Here is a 15473-nt window from a genome sequence, read left to right on the forward strand (position 1 = left end):
CGTACGTCAGTTGCTCGGCGCGAGGATTGTAAAACCTTGCGCCTTGAAGAGTTCGCCAGCCTTGGCGGATTGCAGGCATTTCAGGAATGCCGGGGTATCCCTGCTCTTCGAATCCGCAAGCTGGGCGACTGGATAGATGATCGGCGGATGGGTACCCGCGGGGAAAGTGCCGACCACCTTCACGCCAGGCTCCGCATGCGCATCCGTGGCGTAGACGATGCCGAGTGCTGCCTCGCCGGTCGACACCAGCTTTAGGGCGGCGCGGACATTCTCGGCCTGCGCCACCTTGCCTTCGACCGAAGACCAGGCACCGAGCGATTCGAGGGCTGCCTTGCCGTATTTGCCTGCCGGCACAGCTTTGACATCGCCCATGGCAAGTTTGCCGTCACCGACGAGCTTGGCAAGATCGAAACCCTTTTCGATCCTGGTTTCAACCTTGGAATCCCGCGGCGCAACCAGCACGATCTGGTTACCGAGCAGTTTCACTTGGGTTTCGGGCTTGGTCAGCTTCCTGTCGGCAAGATATTTCATCCAGTCGAGATCGGCCGAGATGAACAGGTCTGCCGGCGCGCCGCTTTCAATCTGCCTGGCCAGCGCCGAGCTCGCCGCGTAGGAAATGGTCGCCGTCTCGCCGACATCGGCCTCGCAGGCCTTGTTGACGGCATCGAGCCCGTCCTTCAGGCTCGCCGCGGCAAACACGACCACCTTGTCATCGGCATGGGCCGCCGGCACCGCGGCCATCAGGATGGCGGCAAGACCCGCGATGGCAATCGTCGTCGAACCTTTGCGCGCCAGCATGAAACTCTCCTCGTCTCGGAACGCCCGAAGCCGTCCATCGATATATCCATGTGAACATAACAAGGAAAGGCTCTTTACCGCCGACGGCATTCTGAGCTGAGGTTTTCCCGGCCTGCGATAATCTTCGTTGGATACAGCGGTACCGAGGCCGAAGGAAATATTCACATGAAAATCAGCGACCAGGAATCGCGCGTCAAGTCGACGTCGGCCAATCAAGATGGATGCTGACAATGCCCAAGGGCGCAGCCGCAGTAGGCAATGTCGATATGCACGGTCAGCTATGGTGCTAGACCGCGATCGGCGCCTTGATCGTCGCGTCGGCGAAATAGTTCTCGAGCCGGAAATCCTCGAAGCGGAAGGCAAAGAGATCCTTCACCTCGGGATTGATCCACAGCGTCGGCAACGCCTTGGGCGTGCGCCGCAATTGTTCGCGCGCCTGCTCGAAATGGTTCGAGTAAAGATGCGCGTCGCCGAGCGTGTGGATGAAATCGCCGGGTTTCAATCCGGTCACCTGCGCCACCATCAGCGTCAGCAACGCATAGGAAGCGATGTTGAACGGCACACCGAGAAAGATATCGCCCGAACGCTGGTAGAGCTGGCAGGAAAGCTTGCCTTGCGACACATAGAACTGGAACAGGCAGTGGCAGGGCGGCAAGGCCATGGCCTCCACCTCGGCCGGGTTCCACGCCGAAACGATCAGCCGCCGCGAATTAGGATTTTTGCGTATCTCCTTCAGAAGATTCGCAATCTGGTCGATGGCGCCGCCATGGCCGTCCGGCCACGACCGCCATTGTTTGCCATAGACCGGGCCGAGATCGCCGTTCTCGTCGGCCCACTCATCCCAGATCGAGACGCCGTGATCGTTGAGATATTTGATGTTGGTGTCGCCGGCCAGGAACCACAAAAGCTCGTGGATAATCGACTTCAGGTGCAGCTTCTTGGTGGTGGTGACCGGAAAGCCGCGGGCCAGGTCGAAGCGCATCTGATAGCCGAATACCGAGCGCGTTCCGGTGCCGGTGCGGTCGCCGCGATCAGCGCCGTTTTCCAGCACATGCTTCAGAAGGTCGAGATACTGGCGCATCGGCTCCGGTCCGATTCGGGTTGTCAGCCATCATAGCCGAATGACCGTCGGCCGAACACAGCAAAGCGAGACGATTCCAGCAGAAGCCTACCAGCACCGGCGGCGAGGTTGCTCAGAGCGAGCCGAGCATGCCCAGATCCTTGGCGACGAGGTAATAGAATGTCACCCGGCTCTTGCTGTTGTCGGCCGCCATAGCCTTGCAGGTCTTTTCGATAGCCGCATCCGCCTTGGCACCGTCGGTGACGCCCAGCTTGCCGGCGACCCAGCTGTTCCTGACGCGCTTCAGTTCCTCCGCGTCGGTGCAGGACACCAGCGAGGAATCGCGGTTCCTGAGCGCGATGCCCAGATGCTTGACGATCTTGGCGACCGCGTCGGCATCCGCCGCCGCATCATACTTCTTTACGTCTGCGAGATAATCGGCCATCGAATTTCCCCTCGTCGGCGCCACGGGATCCGGTCAATGAGGATTGTGGCGCGCTGCCGCAAGTATGCGCTAGGTCTCCTCACCGCCACAAAGCTTCGGTTGAGACCGGCTGCAAGTCAACCCCTTGATGATCCACTTTAACACGGACGAAAGTGGCATTCCGGCCTTTCATTTTCCACCGTCAGTCCCTATATTCGCCTCGTCGGCTCGACCGACTATGGCGATAAACAGGCGATGAAATAAGCCGTTCGGACCCGGGGGCGGTACCCGGCGCCTCCACCAAAAACCGCTGCTCAGGAGCGGCTTTTGCTGGGGGCGAAATAGGATCGACGAAGGTGTAAAGATCGTACTTTTGCCCGGCATTGTACCACCGTTATCGGGCTAAACTTATAGTTGCCAACGACAACTATGCGGAAGCACGTCTCGCCGCGTAAGCGGTGCGATAGCTTCAATTCAAGCCCTAGTGGTTCGCACTTCTAGGCGGGGTTCGGAGGTACCTGGCAACAGAAACCTCCATTTCTCCCTCTCGACATATGCAGAAGCAGGCCCCGCCGGCCGGGCTTTCATGTGCCCTGACGGGTCCAAAAAATCCCTGTCTTCATACTTCCCCCATCCAATCCATGGATCAGAAATGCGAAACGATTCCAATCGGTTTTTCGTGCTGACCGGCGGTCCGGGCTCAGGCAAGACAACATTGATCGACTCTTAAGGTGGCAGGCCTCGCAACCTCGGGCGAAGCCGGGCGCAGCATCATTCACGACCAATTGGCGATAGGCGGCAAGGCCCTGCCCTGGCGGCTCTGTTCGCCGAGTTGATGCTGTCTTGGGAGTTGCGCTCCTACCGGATCGCGGGCGAGCAATCCGGCCTGGTCTTCTTCGATCGCGGCGTGCCGGACACTCTTGGCTATCTGCGCCTGACCGGGGTGCCGGTTCCCGATCACGCCACGAATGCCGCCCGACGCTTCCGCTATGCCAGGCGCGTCTTCGTCGCGCCGCCATGGCCAGAAATCTTTCGGCAGGACAACGAGCGCAAGCAAACGATGGACGAGGCTGAACGCACCTTTCACGCACTCGTCGCCGTTTACACGGAACTAGGCTACGAGCTGGTGCCGCTGCCCTTGGCGCCCGTCGAAACGCGGCTGCGGTTCGTCCTCTCCGAGACAGCGTCGTAGCGAAGCGCCGCAAGCGACGGTTTTGCGAAAGCCCAAGGGCCTCCCATCATCGGAACCTCCGATGGCAGCATTCGTTTCTTCCCGTTTCCCTTCTTCCACGCCTTTGCGGGACAAGGCCTCAGTTTCTCGCCGCGTGTGGTCATGCCCGGCGAGCTGCCTCATGGAGAGATAAGATGAACCAGGAAACCACACCGAAACACGAACGCATCCTGATCGTTGGCGGCAGTTCCGGCATGGGGCTGTCGCTGGCCGAACAGCAGCTTGCCGCCGGCGCCGAGGTTACGATCGTCGGCCGCTCCGAGGACCGGTTGTCGGCCGCACGGCAGCGCGTGCCTCACCCCGAAAGGCTGAGGACGATCGCAGCCGACGTCACTAGCGAGGACGAGGTCCAGCGCCTGTTCCAGGAGGTCGGCACGCTCGACCACATCGTCTCGACCGCCGCCGACGTCACCGGCGTCTATGTATTGCTTCCCGAGATGGACATCTCGGCGGCGCGGAAAGTGATGGATTCCAAAGTCGTCGGACCGCTTCTTCTTGCCAAGCATGGCGCGCCTCGTCTGACGCCTAGGGGATCGATCACGCTGACCTCAGGCATCGCCGCCTATCGTCCGGCGGCGAAAGGCTCGGTGGTGGCAGCCGTTAATGGGGCACTTGGCTCACTCGCCTACGCGCTTGCCGTCGAACTGGCGCCGATCCGCGTCAACGTCGTTTCGCCGGGCTGGGTCGACACGCCGATTTGGGATGCCGTCGTCGGCAGCGGAAAGGTGGCTGCGCTGGAGGCCATGGCAAAGCGTCTGCTCGTCGGCCGGATCGGCCAGGCAACCGACATTGCCCAGGCCATCACGTCCCTCATGCACAACGGCTTCATCACCGGAACCGTGCTTCATGTCGATGGTGGCCAGCGGCTGGTCTAGTGACGGCCAGACCTCGCGAATCATTGCGAGGAACAGCCGCATGACCGGCGCTTGAATGCGCCGGTGGCGCCATACCATGATGACCGGCGTCACCGGGCTGCTTGCGACCCAAGGCAACACGACAACATTGGCGTCAGCCGCGGAAGCCACGAGACGCGGAACCAGCGCGCATCCAAGACCGGCTGCGACAAGGCCCCGTATCGCACCCATGCTGGCGAACTCGCCGACGAGTTTTGGACGGTCAGGCAACGTTGCGGCAAACGTTTCGTCGAACATCCGCCTATAGACGCAACCGGGCTGGGTCACGAGGAAGGCCTCGTCAGCCAGATCGTCGGGCGTCATGGCAGAATGTCCAGCCAATCGGTGATTTGCCGGCATTATGGTGACGAGCTCTTCCACTGCCACTTGCTTGCTTCGCAGCTCCGGCGCCGCCGCCGGGACGGCTCCGAAATGGAAAGATACGTCCAGCGCCCCGCTTGTCACGCCGGCACGCAACCCACTGCTATCGTCCGCCCTGAGGTTCAGTTTCACATCGGGATGGCGCCGATGGAATTCCGCCAGCAGAGCTGGCAAGCGTGTCGAGCAAAGCGTCTCCAGGCCGCCGACAGTCAGGCGACCGGCAACCGTGCCGCTCGCGTCGGCGACTGCGGAACGGGCTTCGTCCGCGAGGTCGAGGAGATCGTTTGCGTAGTCCAGCAGGCGTTGTCCCGCCGCCGTCAGCTTCAAGCCACGCCGTGACCTGTCGAACAGCGACGTGCCTAGATCGCTTTCCAGCGCCTGGATCTGTTCGGTCACGCTCGATTGGGCAAGATGAACCCGCTCGGAGGCGCGTGTGATGTTCAAGGTGGTGGCGACCGCCACGAAGGTTTTGAGATGTCGAAGCTGCATGTCCTGAACCCGTCATATAGGCATAGACTGCTTTGAACCGGGACGGCAAACGTGAAAAGGCCGGGAACATCGCCCGGCCTTTTTGTCTCGATAGGCGAAGTTTACTCCGCCGGCGCTTCCGCGACGTCCCGGCTGCGGCCGAGCGTTATTTTGGCCAGTGTGAAGGAGATCGCCGCGCAGAGCGTGATGCCCGCCACCATCGGCAGCGGCGTGCCGTCGAAAAACACGCCGGCGACGCCCATGGCGACCGCGCCGATGGCGAAGTGCAGCGTGCCCATCAGCGCCGACGCGGTACCCGCGATCTCGCCATGCTCTTCCATGGCCAGCACCGACGTCGTCGGGATGACCAGGCCGAGAAAGCCGTAGCCGATGAACAGCAGCGCCGCCATCACGTCGAGCCGGTCGACACCCGATGCCATCACCGCGAACAGCACCACCATCGTCGTCGCATAGCCGGTCACCGCGACGCGCACCACGCGCTGCAGCCCGAACCGCTCCGACAGCAACCCGGTCAGCTGCGACATGCCGATGAAGGCAACCGCATTGATCGAGAAGAACACGCTGTAGACTGAAGGCGACAGCCCGTAATGATCGATCAGGATGAAGGACGAGCTCGACAGATAGACGAAGAAGCTCGCAATGCCGAAGCCGGCGATGGCCGTCAGGCCAAGGAAGTTGCGGTCGCCCATCAGGAAGCGGTAGCCGGAAAGTGCCGTCCCGAAGGACGAACCGGCGCGCTCTTCGACCGGCCGTGTCTCCTTGAGCGAGGTCGCCAGCAGGATGGTGGCGAGCACGGCCGCGCCCGTCACCGTCCAGAACACGGCGCGCCAGCCGAAATTCTCGATGATCTGGCTACCGGTCAGCGGCGCTAGGATCGGCGACACCGAAAACACCAGCATCAGCAGCGACATCAGCTTGGCGGCCTCGGTGCCGGTATGCAGGTCGCGCACGATCGCACGCGGCACGGCCATGCCGGCGCTGGCGCCGAGCCCTTGCAGGAAACGGAAGGCGATCAGCCATTCGATCGAGGGAGCCAGCGCCGAGCCGACGCCGCCGACCATGAACAGCGCCAGGCCGCCGTAGAGCGGCAGCTTGCGGCCGACCATGTCGGAGATTGGTCCGACGACGATCTGGCCGAAGCCCATGGAAAGAAAGAAGATCAGCAGGCTCATCTGCACCGCGGCAGTGCTGGCATGCAGATCCTCGCCGATTGACGGCAGGGCCGGAAGATACATGTCGATGGCAAACGGGCCGATCGCGGACAATAGGCCGAGCACGACCGCAATGCGGAGGAATTTGGCGTTCATGATAGCAGGCTCTTTCGAATTCTGGTTGCCGCCGAGGACCGGCGTGTAACCCTAGGACGTTCCATCCCGTGGAGTTCCGACTCTTCTGCGGAACGAAACCCCCTTCGTGCAAGTCCACAAATTTAGACAGGCTTGTCTAATTCGTCAACCATCTCTATATAGTTTTGCATGAAGGCCAACGTCTCTCCTGACATTTTCCCGCCGCGAGGCCACGAGGCCAAGCGCATGTCGATTGTCGATGCCGCCGCCTCGGTCTTCTGCCGCGAAAGCTTTGCCGGTGCCAATATCGACATGATTGCCGCCGAGGCCGGCGTCTCCCGCCAGACCATCTACAATCATCACGGCGACAAGGAAAAACTCTTCGTTGCCATCGTCCGCGACCTCACCGAACGTTGCAATGCCGGCATCTTTGCTACGATTTCCACTTTTCCCGATCAGCCGAAGGATCTCGAGGCCGACCTCATCGCCTTTGCTGTGCGGATGAACCACAACTGCATCTGCAACCGCGACGGCAAATTCTTGCGCAAGCTGATCCAGACCGAGGGCGGGCGCTATCCCGAGTTGTTCGCCGAATGGCGCGAAGAAGGACCGGGCAGGACATGGCCGGCGATCGCCGCCCGCTTCGCCCGCCTCGCTCATGCCGGCTTCCTTGACATCGACGATCCCGATGTCGCAGCGCGCCAGTTCATGGCGCTTGCCAATGCCGAGTTGCAGACGACGTTCATGCTCGGCGGCACACCGACCGAGGACGAGGTGGTGCAGTCGGCGACAAATGGCGTGCGCACCTTCCTGCGCGCCTTCGGCAAGCGGCAGCCTATGGCCCGGGCAAGCAAACAGGGCGCGCTCGCCAGCGCTTGACGATCAAAGCCGTTTGACGATCAAATCGTCGCCAATGGGCTTCGCTTCCGCACGCCGGCGATCTATATCCGGTTTACGCCGCGCTCAAGCTTGATTACAGCTATCAGGACGATTCAACGGAACCCGACAGCCACATGGCCGACGACCACATCCGCTACGACATTCTGGCCCAGGAGGCGTTGCGCGGCGTCATGCGCAAGGTCCTGGCCGAGGTCGCGCGCACCGGTCTCCCGGGCAACCATCATTTCTTCATCACCTTTCTCACCGGCGCGCCGGGCGTGCGCGTGTCGTCGCGGCTGCGCGAGCGCTATCCCGAACAGATGACCATCGTCATCCAGTTCCAGTATTGGGACCTGAAGGTGAGCGACACCGGCTTTGAGGTCGGGCTGTCGTTTTCCGACGTGCCGGAGAAACTGGAAATCCCGTTCTCGGCCGTACGCGGCTTTTACGACCCGTCCGTCAACTTCGAGCTCGAATTCGACGTCAAGACCGATACCCCGGCGGAACAGGAGACAAAGGCCAAGCCTGCTCCCGAACCGCTGGCCATCGTCGCCGAGAAAAAGCCCGAGACGAAGAAGAAAACCGCCGAAGCGGAAAAGAAGCCTGCCGCGGCCGTCGCCGGCGCCAAGGGCGCCGACGTGGTGTCGCTTGACGCCTTCCGCAAGAAGTGACCCGACGGGCGGCGTGACATGGCCGAGATCGTCAATCTCCGTCAGGCACGCAAGCAGAAGGCGCGAGCCGAGAAGGAGCGCCTGGCCGAACAGAACCGGGCGCTGCATGGCCGTTCCAAACCCAGCCGGGATCGCGACCGCCTGATCGCCGACAAGGCCGATAAATTCGTCGCCGGCCATCGCCGCGAAAATTCGGGCGATTCGGACAAATCCGATGCTTGAAGTGTGAGTAGGATCGTCTCGTGAGCCCGGTGGAAAAGCGCTCGGTCACCATTCGCGGCCACCGCACCAGCTATTCGCTCGAAAAGCCTTTTTACGACGACCTGGGCGCCATCGCGGCCGTGCGAAAACTGACGCTCGCCGCGCTTGTCGCCGAAATCGACGAGAGCCGCCCGCGCGATGCCAATCTCTCCTCGGCGCTCCGGCTCTATGTGCTGGATTGGGCCAAGCGCGGCAAGTTGTAGCCTTCAGGCAACGCTATCCTGTTTTCTGCGCCGGATACGGAAGCCCAGCAAAGCCGAGCGGTCGCGTTCTTCGGCCTGTTTCTTCGATCTGACGCGCATCAGGTCCTTCCAGCCGACATAGCCCACCAGCCGGGCATTTTCTCGCGTGACGACCGGCAAATGGGACACGTTCGCCATCAGCAGCTTGTCGGAGAGGCCCTCGAGATACTCATCCGGATAGGCCAGCGTGACCTTGCTGCCGGCCAGCAGTTCGCCAAGTGTCGTCGTGCGGTGCTTGCCGGCGCGTCTCCAGCGCAGGATCGCCGGCGGGTCGATGACGCCGAGCACGTGGCCCTCTTCATCGACGACCGGAAAGCTCGGATGCCGCGTCTCGGGCGCCGTCAGGAACGCTGCCGCGCCATGCAGCGTCATCGTCGCCGGCACGCTTTCGACCTCGCTGGTCATCACCTCGCGCACCCTGGTCAGGGCGAACGGATCGACACGGTATTCGCGAACCAGGTGATGCCCTCGCCTTGCGATTTTTTCGGTGAGGATCGAACGCTTCATCAACAGCACGGTCACCGCATGCGTGATCGGACTTCATTTGCAAACCTTGCTTTCTGGCGGCGTGCCGACTTGCGGATGGGTCGCCGGCCGTGCCACCGAAGATGGCGGGCACGAGCCATGTTGGTGCGCTGTATCGTAACGCGATATAAATGTTCAAGGCCCGTTTGCGGCTTTGTCGGAAAGGAATCGATGGCAGACACTTCGAAGCCACAAAAGCGCGGCGCAACGATCGGGCCGGCCGACTACCAGAGGCTGTCCGAATTTCGTTACCTGATCCGCCGCTTTCTCGAATTCAGCCAGATCCAGGCGCAGGAAGCCGGCCTGACACCACGCCAGCATCAGGCCCTGCTTGCAATCAAAGGGTTCCCGGGCGGAGGGCCAGTGACCATTGGCGACCTCGCGGAGCGCCTGCGCATCCGCCATCACAGCGCAGTGGAATTGGTCAACCGTCTTTGCGAAACCGGGCTCGTCGCGAGGGACCACGACGAGGAGGACCACCGCCGCGTGCTGCTGCGGCTGACCGAGCGCGCCGACGACAGTCTCGCCGATCTGTCGGCCGCTCATCTCGACGAACTCGGGCGGATCGAGCCGATGCTGAAGCGCTTGCTTGCTGGACGCGACACATAAGGGATGCGCCGTCACCCGCCATTCAACGATTTTAGCAGATCGTCGATCGACGAGGGATCGAACTTGAGCTTTGGCGGGGGCTGCACTGGCGGTGGCACGTTATTTGCGGCCGGTGGCGCCCGTTCCGCTCGCTCCGCCGCGGCCTTGCGTTCGGCGTCGAGCCTTGCCTTCTCTTCCGAGGCGATCCGCAACGCCTCTTCCGCCCTCTGGCGTTGCTGTTCTTCGGCCTGCGCTGCTTCCTCGGCAGCCTGTTGCGCCGCCTTGGCTTTGGCTTCGGCCTTTGCAGCCGCCTCGGCTTTCGCCCTGGCCTCGGCTTCGGCCTTCGCCGCTGCATCCGCCTTCGCCTTGGCTTCAGCCTGCGCCCTGGCCTCCGCTTCGGCTTGGGCCTGCGCCTCAGCTTCGGCCTTTGCCTTGGCGTCCGCTTCAGCTTTCGCTTTGGCCTCAGCCTGGGCCCTCGCCTCCGCATCCGCCTGTGCCTTGGCGTCCGCTTCAGCTTTCGCCTTGGCTTCAGCTTGCGCCCTCGCCTCGGCTTCGGCTTGGGCCTGAGCCTCGGCTTCGGCCTTCAGCCGCGCTGCTTCCTGTTGTCTGCGCAGTTCCTCCGCCGCTCTTTCACGCTCGGTTTGCAGTGCAGCGTAGTAGCGCACCTCACGCCGCAGCCTTTGTTTCTCGAGCAGTGCGGCTTGCATGGCTTCGACCCGCTGCTGCTCCTTTTCCAGCGCACGCTGGGTCAGGAACTGTGCCAGCGGCTCGCTGTCGAACTGCCGCTTGGTGGCGCCGAACGGCCCGTCGACGCTGAAATTCAAAATCGGTTCGGAGCCGACCAGCGCCTCGTCGCCGGGCCGGTAAGCGATCTCGCCCTTGGCATCGACGGTGCTGGTGTTCAGATCGGCGGTGATGTCGGCGGACAGCGTCGCGCCCGGGCTTTCGAATTTGACCGGCGGCGCCCTCAGCGTGCCGCCGGCGATGGTGAAGGCAATATCGGTGTCCTGTGCCGGAAAACTGCCCGCCGCGGCGATCTGCGGCACAAAGCCGGCAGTCTTCGAGGCGTCGATATCGCGCCCTATCGCGTCGGCCTTGGCGATGAATGCGCCAAAGGCTTCGGGATTGAAGCCGGCAATAGTCATGCCCTTGAGCGTTGCCGTGCCGGAACCGGACAGCGCCGCAACCATCGCGTCGACCGATTTGCCGCTGGTCGAAAGCGCCGTCGAGAACTCGCCGCTTCCGCTGATGCCGGCCTCCGGCAGCACGGCTGCCAGATCGGCGCCGGCGAGTTTCATCTGACCGGAGAAAAGCCCGGTGCCGTCATTGTTCTTGAGCTCGAACAGGCCACTCAACGCGCCGCCGAGGAACTTTGCCTTGAGGTCGGAAACGCGGATGCCCTCCTGGTCGAGCTGCAGCGACAGCGCAGCGTCATAGGCGGTGGCAAGCGGGCCGGCGGCAAGCGACGCCGCCGTCAGATCGAGATCGGCGGTAAATGGCAGACTGGATTTCTGGCTGAACGGTGCTGTCGGCCAGGTCCTGTCATTGACAAGGAAGGCCTGGTCACCGAACAGCATCACCGCCATCGGATCGAGGTCCAGCTCGTCCAGCGACAGCGCGCCGGCAAGATGCGGCAGCCCCTCTTTGATGTCGATATTTACGTCACCGGAAACCGCCGCTTCGTTGACGGCGCCGCTGAGGCCGCTCAGCACCAGGAGACCATTGCCGTAATCGGCATCGGCTGCAAGCGACGTCGACATGCCGGTGCCCATGCCGGGCAGGCCGACGCCGGTCGTCATCAGCCATGGCTCGATGTCGGCCGTTTCAAGGCTGACCTTGCCCTTGGCGGCCGCGCCTTGAGGCGTGTCGGCAATTGTCCCGTCGAAACCAGCTTTGAAGTCATTGCCGGCCAGGCTGAAGCGTGTCGCCAGGCCGCTGCCAAGCGTGCCTTTGGCCGAGACGTCGGTGGTCGCCTCGCCGAGCATGCCGAGCGGCAGTGCCGGCAGACCGTAAAGCGCCAGAAGTGCGGTGGCGTCGGCATTCCTTGCGTTGAAGGTCAGTGTCACCGGCGCTTCGAGAGGCCGGTCGAGCGCCCCTTTGCCGGACAACGACGCCGAAAAGGCCGAGCCACCGGCCTTGCCCTGTGCGCTCATTGCCAGTCCGGTCGTACCGTCGCCATTGTCTGCGGCACTCGTGACCGCGTCGATACGCGCATCCTGGAACAACTCGGGATAGGCAGCAGCACGCTCCGCCAGCCCCTTCAGCACCGCATTATCCGGATAATGCCGGACGGCGACGTCGATCAGCGGCTTGAGGTCGACGGCGACCACCGAGGCGTCGAGCTTGCCGGTCGGGCTCGCCGGGAAATCCTTGATCCGGCCGGTAGCGCTGATCGAGGCGCCGGCAAGTCCGCCGACCGACAGTCGGTCGATCTCAAGCAACCCCTCGCGCAATCTAAGCGCAGTATCGACGCTATCGGCGGTCAACCCGCCGGCGCTGACCGGCCCGGCCTTGATCTGGAAATCGAGGTCGCGATCGGAAAAGCGGTTGGCGCCCTTGTCGCTGACGAAGATCGAGGCGAAGGCGGCGAGCCCATCGACATCGAGTTCGCCACCTTCCAGTTGCATCAGCACCGATGGACGGGTGTCGTCGGGCTGGCTGGAATCGATGCGGCCGGAGAACTTCGCCTTGCCGAGGATGAGTTCGAGATCGCTGAAGGCCTGGTGCTTCTCGCTCAAATCCACCTTGGCCTTGAAGCCGGCGGCCGGCAAGCGGCGGATCGCCTCGTCGACGTCCTTCGACAGCCATGCGGCGAAGCCGGAGGGCTGCGCCACCGCCAGAAGCAGCGATCCGGTGAAACCGAAATGGTCCTCGACGCTGACCAAGCCATTGGCTTCCAGCTTGGCGCGGCCGGGCAGCGTGGCGGCCAGCGATTTTACCGCCCAGCCGCCCTCGGCCGGTTCGGCGGACAGATGCACGTCGCGAACCGTGGTGTCGCCTGCAACCACGGCCGGCAGTTTCACCTCGACCGTACCCGGTATGGTCGGCTTCGGTAGACCGAGCAGCGCCTGCTCCAGCGCCGCCACCCGCTCGGACAGCGTCAATCCGGCGCCGGCCGCCGCCCCTACGGCCTCGTCGAACTGCACCTGCGCGCCATTGGCCTCGATCGAGAAATGCGGCTTCAGCCCAAGGTCGACCGCAGCCTTGCCGTCGGCGGTGTAGGGATTGTCGAGCGGTCCCGTCTCGAAGCGGAATTCGTCGACGCCGAGCTTCTGGTGGTCGAGCGAAAACTTGCCGTTCAGCCTGAAGCCCGGGTCCGGTTTGCCGGCGCTGACTTTCAGTGCCTCGCCGCCGGTGCCGCGCAGCTGCGCCGCAGTTCGGTCTGCGCCCGATATCTTGAACTGGCCCGAATAGACCGCGGCGCCCTCGACGAGGCCCACATTGCCGTCGGTCTCGATGACCAGCGGATAGTCATCCGGATCGGCCTTGAGCCTGAGCCGCATTTGCCCGTCCGGTTCGGTCTTGCCGGTGGAAGCGGCGATCGTGGTCCGCAACCCGTCCAGCAACAGCGAGCCGTCCAGCCGCCAGGGGCCGGCCAGCGACTTGGCCGAGATCGTCGAGTTGATCTCGGAAATAAGATGGCTGCGCCCGCCGGCGGCGTGGCTGAGCGCGATCTGTCCTTCCGTCACCGTCAGCTTCTCGATGGAGATCTGGCCGGGATCGAAAGGCGAGGACGGCCGTATCGTCCAGTCGACCGTGCCGTCGGCGGCGATGTCGATCGTCGCCTTCGGCCGCACCAGGCGCATGTCGAAGATCAGCACCTCGCCGCGCAGGAATGGCGCGAGTTCTGCATCCATCGAAAAGGTTTCGACGGTCATCGCCGGCTGGCCGTTGGGGCCACCGGCAACGGCGACGTTGGAAAAGGTCACCGAGGGGAACGGCAACAGCCTTGCCGTCGCATCGCCTCGCACGGTCACCTTGCGGCCCAGAACGGCACTGGCCTCGCGCTCGAAATCGGCACGGTAACCTGTCCAGTCGACAAAGTACGGCACCACCAGCGCCGCACACAGCACCAGCACGAGAAGCCCACCAAAGATCACGAACAGGCGTGCGAGCATGAACTCCTAGACAGTTGATAGTAAAGTCAGTGGCACTCTACCCGCATCAGCGTGTCGATAAAGAGGCAAATCGGGGCGCGGCAGCGGCCTGATGTCAGTCCTTTCCCGGCAATATCTTGCCCGGGTTCATGCTGTTCAGCGGGTCGAGCGCCTGCTTGATCGTGCGCATGATGTCGACGCCATGGCCGAGCTCATGCCGCAGGAAGCCGATCTTGCCTTGCCCTATGCCATGCTCGCCGGTGCAGGTGCCGTCCATGGCGATGGCGCGCATATTGAGCCGCGCCACGAATTTTTCCGCCAATGCGATCTCCTTCGGGTCGTCCACGTCCATCAGCACCAGCACATGGAAATTGCCGTCGCCGGCATGGCCGACGATCGGCGCGATCAGCCCCATCTCCGCGATATCCGCCTCGGTCTCCGTGACACATTCGGCAAAGCGCGAGATCGGCACGCAGACATCGGTCGAGAGGCCCTTGGCGCCCGGCCGCAGTGTCAGCGACGACCAGTAGGCATCGTGCCTGGCCTTCCACAATTTCGTTCGCTCTTCGGCGACGCTGGTCCACAGGAACGGACCGCCGCCATTTTCCTCGGCGATCATGCCGAAGGTCTCGGCCTGCTCGGCGACGCTGGCATCGCTGCCGTGGAATTCGACGAACAGGCAGGGACTCTCCGGATAGTCGAGCTTCGAATAGGTCTTCATCGCCCGCATCTGCAGTGCGTTGACCAATTCTATGCGCGCCACCGGAATGCCCATCTGGATGGTCGCGATCACCGCGTTGCACGCCGCCTCGAGGCTGGGGAACGGACAAACGCCGCCTGAAATCGCCTGTGGAATGCCCTGCAGCTTCAAGGTCAGCTGTGTGATGATGCCAAGCGTGCCTTCCGAACCGATCAGCAGCCGCGTCAGATCATAGCCGGCCGAGCTTTTCTTGGCGCGCTTGCCGGTCGTCACTGCTTCCCCGTCGGCCATCACCGCCGTCAGCGACAGGACGTTCTCGCGCATCGTGCCGTAGCGCACCGCGTTGGTGCCCGACGCACGCGTCGCCGCCATGCCGCCGAGCGAGGCGTTGGCGCCCGGGTCGATCGGAAAGAACAGGCCGGTGTCGCGCAGGTGCCGGTTGAGGTCCTCGCGCGTCACGCCGGGCTCGACGATGCAGTCGAGGTCCTGCGGATTGACCGCAGTGATGCGGTTCATGCGTGACGTATCGAGTGAGATGCCGCCGCCCGGCGCATTGGTGTGACCTTCCAGCGAAGAGCCGACGCCGAAGGCGATCACCGGCACGCGATGCGCCGCGCATGCGCGCACGATCTCCTGCACCTCCTCCGTCGTCTCGGCAAAGGCGACGCCGTCCGGCGCCTGCGTCGGAATATAGGTCGTGGTGTGCGCGTGCTGGGCGCGGATCGCCTGGCCGGTCTGGAATCGCTCGCCGAGCCGCTGCTTGAGGATGCCGAGTACGGCGGCAATGCCTGCTTCGTTGCGCTCGACCGGATTGAGGTCGCTTAGAGCCATCGATTCCTCCGCGAATGGACCAGCGTCCACCCTTGTTCTGCTTCTACGGATGCGTAGTCTCACCAAGCACGCTCTGTCCAGTCCACGCTCACCCCGGCATGACGAGAAGGAAGTTTC

At 63.1% G+C, this 15473-nt stretch carries 12 protein-coding genes, 1 other RNA gene and 3 pseudogenes; 8 read left to right on the plus strand and 8 right to left on the minus strand.

From position 1 onward, the window contains the following. Positions 1-6 precede the first annotated feature (6 nt). From modA to NKI17_RS17775, 3 genes are all read right to left on the minus strand, one after another. Entirely contained in the window at positions 7-798 is a 792-nt protein-coding gene (gene modA / locus NKI17_RS17765; protein ID WP_352906427.1) for a molybdate ABC transporter substrate-binding protein, read from the minus strand. Positions 799-1084: 286 nt separating this feature from the next. Continuing rightward, positions 1085-1879, minus strand: a complete 795-nt coding sequence (locus tag NKI17_RS17770; protein WP_352570447.1) for a thymidylate synthase — start codon at positions 1877-1879, stop codon at positions 1085-1087. Between the two features lie 112 nt (positions 1880-1991). Beyond that, complete coding sequence (locus tag NKI17_RS17775; protein WP_352906428.1) at positions 1992-2303, minus strand: DUF2853 family protein; 312 nt, start codon at positions 2301-2303, stop codon at positions 1992-1994. Between the two features lie 162 nt (positions 2304-2465). Here NKI17_RS17775 and ssrA point away from each other — a divergent pair. The 3 genes and pseudogenes from ssrA (at position 2466) to NKI17_RS17790 (ending at position 4388) form a co-directional block, all read left to right on the plus strand. Then, positions 2466-2821: a transfer-messenger RNA gene (gene ssrA / locus NKI17_RS17780) on the plus strand. Positions 2822-2934: 113 nt separating this feature from the next. Continuing rightward, positions 2935-3474: pseudogene (locus tag NKI17_RS17785) on the plus strand (AAA family ATPase). Between the two features lie 173 nt (positions 3475-3647). Next, positions 3648-4388 carry an SDR family oxidoreductase gene (locus NKI17_RS17790; protein ID WP_031211759.1) on the plus strand — a complete coding sequence of 247 codons (741 nt, stop codon included), beginning with the start codon at positions 3648-3650 and terminating at the stop codon, positions 4386-4388. Positions 4389-4454: 66 nt separating this feature from the next. On the opposite strand, the pseudogene NKI17_RS17795 reads toward NKI17_RS17790, so the two are convergent. Both NKI17_RS17795 and NKI17_RS17800 read right to left on the minus strand, forming a co-directional pair. Further along, positions 4455-5276, minus strand: a pseudogene (locus NKI17_RS17795) (LysR family transcriptional regulator); the annotation flags it as partial. Positions 5277-5377: 101 nt separating this feature from the next. Next, the gene (locus NKI17_RS17800) at positions 5378-6583 is read right to left on the minus strand and encodes a multidrug effflux MFS transporter (RefSeq protein ID WP_352456523.1); all 1206 of its coding nucleotides are present in this window, start codon (positions 6581-6583) and stop codon (positions 5378-5380) included. 168 nt (positions 6584-6751) lie between these two features. Here NKI17_RS17800 and NKI17_RS17805 point away from each other — a divergent pair, with 168 nt between their 5' ends. The 4 genes from NKI17_RS17805 (at position 6752) to NKI17_RS17820 (ending at position 8576) form a co-directional block, all read left to right on the plus strand. Continuing rightward, complete coding sequence (locus NKI17_RS17805) at positions 6752-7441, plus strand: TetR/AcrR family transcriptional regulator (RefSeq protein ID WP_352456524.1); 690 nt, start codon at positions 6752-6754, stop codon at positions 7439-7441. A 134-nt stretch (positions 7442-7575) separates the two neighbouring features. Then, on the plus strand, positions 7576-8112 hold the full coding sequence (locus tag NKI17_RS17810) for an SspB family protein (RefSeq protein ID WP_352906429.1): 537 nt from the start codon (positions 7576-7578) through the stop codon (positions 8110-8112). A gap of 18 nt (positions 8113-8130) precedes the next feature. Then, on the plus strand, positions 8131-8334 hold the full coding sequence (locus tag NKI17_RS17815) for a DUF4169 family protein (protein WP_023676708.1): 204 nt from the start codon (positions 8131-8133) through the stop codon (positions 8332-8334). 20 nt (positions 8335-8354) lie between these two features. Beyond that, positions 8355-8576, plus strand: a complete 222-nt coding sequence (locus NKI17_RS17820) for a ribbon-helix-helix domain-containing protein (RefSeq protein ID WP_352456525.1) — start codon at positions 8355-8357, stop codon at positions 8574-8576. Positions 8577-8579: 3 nt separating this feature from the next. Here the strand turns inward: NKI17_RS17820 and NKI17_RS17825 are convergent. Further along, positions 8580-9143, minus strand: a pseudogene (locus NKI17_RS17825) (CBS domain-containing protein); the annotation flags it as partial. Positions 9144-9311: 168 nt separating this feature from the next. On the opposite strand from NKI17_RS17825, the gene NKI17_RS17830 reads away from it, so the two are divergent. Continuing rightward, positions 9312-9749, plus strand: coding sequence for a MarR family winged helix-turn-helix transcriptional regulator (locus tag NKI17_RS17830; RefSeq protein ID WP_352906430.1), 438 nt, complete (start codon positions 9312-9314; stop codon positions 9747-9749). A gap of 11 nt (positions 9750-9760) precedes the next feature. Here NKI17_RS17830 and NKI17_RS17835 read toward each other — a convergent pair whose 3' ends face one another. Beyond that, positions 9761-13846 (minus strand): AsmA family protein, encoded by a 4086-nt coding sequence (locus NKI17_RS17835; RefSeq protein WP_352699294.1) that lies wholly within the window; start codon positions 13844-13846, stop codon positions 9761-9763. A gap of 94 nt (positions 13847-13940) precedes the next feature. Continuing rightward, positions 13941-15356 (minus strand): FAD-binding oxidoreductase, encoded by a 1416-nt coding sequence (locus tag NKI17_RS17840; protein WP_352906431.1) that lies wholly within the window; start codon positions 15354-15356, stop codon positions 13941-13943. Positions 15357-15473: the final 117 nt, after the last annotated feature.

Source organism: Mesorhizobium sp. M0816 (assembly GCF_040320005.1).
Classification (GTDB): Bacteria; Pseudomonadota; Alphaproteobacteria; order Rhizobiales; family Rhizobiaceae; genus Mesorhizobium.